The 3,059-nt window shown below is 66.9% G+C and carries 1 protein-coding gene and 1 pseudogene; both read left to right on the top strand.

Features of this window, described 5'->3' with window-relative positions; translation table 11 throughout:
* The first annotated feature begins 916 nt into the window (after positions 1 to 916).
* Positions 917 to 2,128 (top strand): serine/threonine protein kinase, encoded by a 1,212-nt coding sequence (locus FJV41_RS48575; RefSeq protein WP_246137898.1) that lies wholly within the window; start codon positions 917 to 919, stop codon positions 2,126 to 2,128.
* Positions 2,129 to 2,248: 120 nt separating this feature from the next.
* Positions 2,249 to 3,059, top strand: a pseudogene (locus tag FJV41_RS48570) (hypothetical protein); the annotation flags it as partial.

The raw sequence follows: 3,059 nt of genomic DNA, 5'->3' as shown, positions 1-3,059 counted from the left end.
CCCCTGGCGTCATCCCCTGGGGTAGCGTTGCCCCCTCCTGCACCTGTCGAGAAAGAAAGCTCTCCCGTGAAGCGCGCTCCCGTTCCGATGCCCCCTCCCGCCGAGTCCACCTCCAGGAAGCCGAAGGCCCTGGCCTCCCGTCCGAGCTGGCCCCCATCGCCGTGGACCGGGTTCCTCAAGACGTGCGCGGGCGCGACTGCTGCCGCTGCACTCTCCCTCGGCTGCCCCGGCGCCCAGGTTCGGCCTGAGTCCGGTGATTGCCCCTCCGATGCACGCGACGCCATGTTCAACAGGGCGAACAAGCGGGGGCTGCGTTTGGAACCGGGCGACGGAATGGTTCTGACCTTGGACAATCGACAGCCCGGCGCTCAAAGCGAACCGGGCGTCTACTCCGATGGCCCTGTGACTGGCGTCGTGCGCATCAGTCGCTTGAAGGGACTTCCAGAAGGAACCCTGCTCTCGGGCTACCTCTGGACAGGCGGAGAATTCCTCGTGGGGCGCTACACAGAGGCGCACCTCCCCGATGGCCGCACTGTGCCGGTGTGCATCGTCTTGGGGAAGCGGGGGTACGTTGAAAAGGAAGAGGAGTCCAAGCCCGGGGCCGTAGTGGTGGGGCGAAGTCGCACTGCCTATCCCGTCGAGCGCTGGCCCTAGTTTCCCTCGGAGAGCGTAAAGGGAGTTTGCAATTCAGGCCCTTTCCGGTTCACTCAGGGTGAATGATGATTCTATCTTTTTAGACCTGTCAGGTCGTTCAGGTCTGGAAGGGCCGGCAGTACCTTGAGTCTGCCTTTGCGCGAATCCCTCTCGCGCGGGCACTCGGAGCTTCCCGCCCATGTTCAATCCGTCTGACTCTCGGCCTGCCGGGAGCGTTGTCCTATTCACGAACGGCGACACCTCTTACGAGTTCTTCAGGGACTTGGGAGAGGGCCGCGTTGGTGAGCGAATCCTCCTCGCGCAGACCCGCACGCCCAAGGGCCTGGGGGAATGCGTGGTGCTCAAGTGCCTGCCCCTGCCGAAAGCAGCGGAGGTGACGGAGAAGTACCAGCGCACCCGGATTCGCCTGGAGGAAGAGGTCCGGCTCGCCCAGTATCTTCACCATCCGAGCATCGCGTGCGTCCATGGCCTCTTCGAGTCGGAGATGGGCCTGTGCGTGGCGATGGAGAACGTCGAAGGGCTGTCACTCAACACGCTGTTGGCCGTTGCCCAGGCGCGCGGCCGCTACTTCTCCGAGGCATTCATTCTCTACGTGGGCGCGGAGGTCGCGGCGGCCCTGGCCTACGCCCACACGCTCGCTGATGACGCGGGCTTCGCGCTCGGCATCGTCAACCGGGACGTGAACCCCGCGCGCATCCGCCTGGGGCCACACGGCGAAGTGCGACTGACGGATTTTGGCGTGGCCCTCTCTCGTCTCTTGGGACGGTTGGCCACGTCCCTGCCGCGTCCCCAAGGGGAAGTCCTCTACTCGGCACCCGAGGTGTTGCTGGGCGAGGTGGTGGACGCCCGCGCGGACCTGTTCTCCCTGGGGCTGACGTTGCTGGAGTTCGCCACGGGGCGCCACCTCTACGACCCTGGCCACGTCCGCATCGAAGAGGTGGAGGCGCGGTTGTCGAAAGAGGCGCGACAGCAGGCGCTCGCGGCCTCGGTGGCCTCGGTGGTGACGGAGCTGCCAGCGTTCGCGGAGGACGCCATCTGGTGCGCCATGGCCTACGGCTCTGAGGATGTCGAGCAGGCGGCGCAAGGGCTCTCGGTGCCGCTCAGGGACATCCTGCACACCTTGCTGCGCCGCAACCCCGCCGAGCGCTTCGGGACGGCGGCCGAGTTGGAGCTTGTCCTGCGCTCACAGTTGGCGCGGCTGGGCGGGTACACGCGCGAGGAGGCATTGCAGGAGGCCCAGCATGCGCTCGGGGAGGCCAGCGAGGGACTCTGGGACTTCGAGTTGCCGAGCGACGAAGGCGGCATCACGCCCCCTGTCACTGAGGTGTGGAGTCGCTCCGAGCCCACGACGGATTCAGCCTCACCCCGGGGCGCGCGGCGAGCGTCGTTTGGCTCGCGCAACCCGGATGAAGTGCCAACGGAGCCCGGTGCCGGTCCGCGCCGTCGCACGTTGACGAAGCAGCCGACCGCGTAGCGGCGGCACCTCTTCCCCTCACCACCGCTGATTCACCACCGGCACGGCGCGAGCCGCTCAAGCCGACCGGGAGACGTGTGTTCTTCGTGCCTCATTCCGGGGCACGCACAGGAGGCGTGTATGCACAGGAAGCGAAATTGTCTGGCCGCGCTGCTGTTCGCGCTGCTGCTACCCATGACGGGATGGGCCTCGGAGCCTCCAGTTTCCGAGGAAGCTCCGTCAGTCCCTCCCCCCGAACCAGCCGCTCGCGAGTGGCACTACTGGATGCGCCTGGAGGCCACGACGCTGGCGCTTCTGCCTCGCGCTGGCGTGGGCGATGACGAAGGCTTCATCCAGGTTGAACCCACCTTCATCCTCGACGGCGGCCCCGAGTTCGGCTTCAACCTGGGGGCTCCGATTCGTTTCCGGATGTGGGGTGGGAATGACGGCGGGGCGCTCGTGCGTCGCGAGGACTGGGACACGCTCTCGGACTGGGGGCAGCTCATTCGCGGCCTCCTGTTGGGTTCGGACGACGCGCCCGTGGGCGTCTGGTTCGGCCCGCTGGAGGGACACAAGCTCCTCTCCGGGCATCTGGTCCGCCGCTACTCCAACCGGACCAATCCGAACTACCACCCGGCCGGAGGCATCTTCACTGGCACGGCTGGCCCGCTCTACACCCAAGCCTTCGCGTCAGACGTGCTGGGGGCGCGGTTGGTGGGGGCGGAGTTCTCCCTGGACGTAGAGCACATCTTCTTCGGCCAGCCCGAGAAGGGAGGGCGGTACACGCTGGCCCTGTCCGCTGTCCATGACTGGGGGCGAGCGGGAGGTCACGCGCCTTCGATGACGCTCGCGCACCTGGATGCGATGGCGATCGTGGTGGCGCGCTCCGACCTTGAGGCCCACTTGCTTGCCGGGTGGGGCGGTCGTCCTGGTGAGGGTGGCGCGTGGGGAG

Source organism: Myxococcus llanfairpwllgwyngyllgogerychwyrndrobwllllantysiliogogogochensis (assembly GCF_006636215.1).
Classification (GTDB): Bacteria; Myxococcota; Myxococcia; order Myxococcales; family Myxococcaceae; genus Myxococcus; species Myxococcus llanfairpwllgwyngyllgogerychwyrndrobwllllantysiliogogogochensis.
This window is presented reverse-complemented; position numbering and strand designations above follow the sequence as displayed.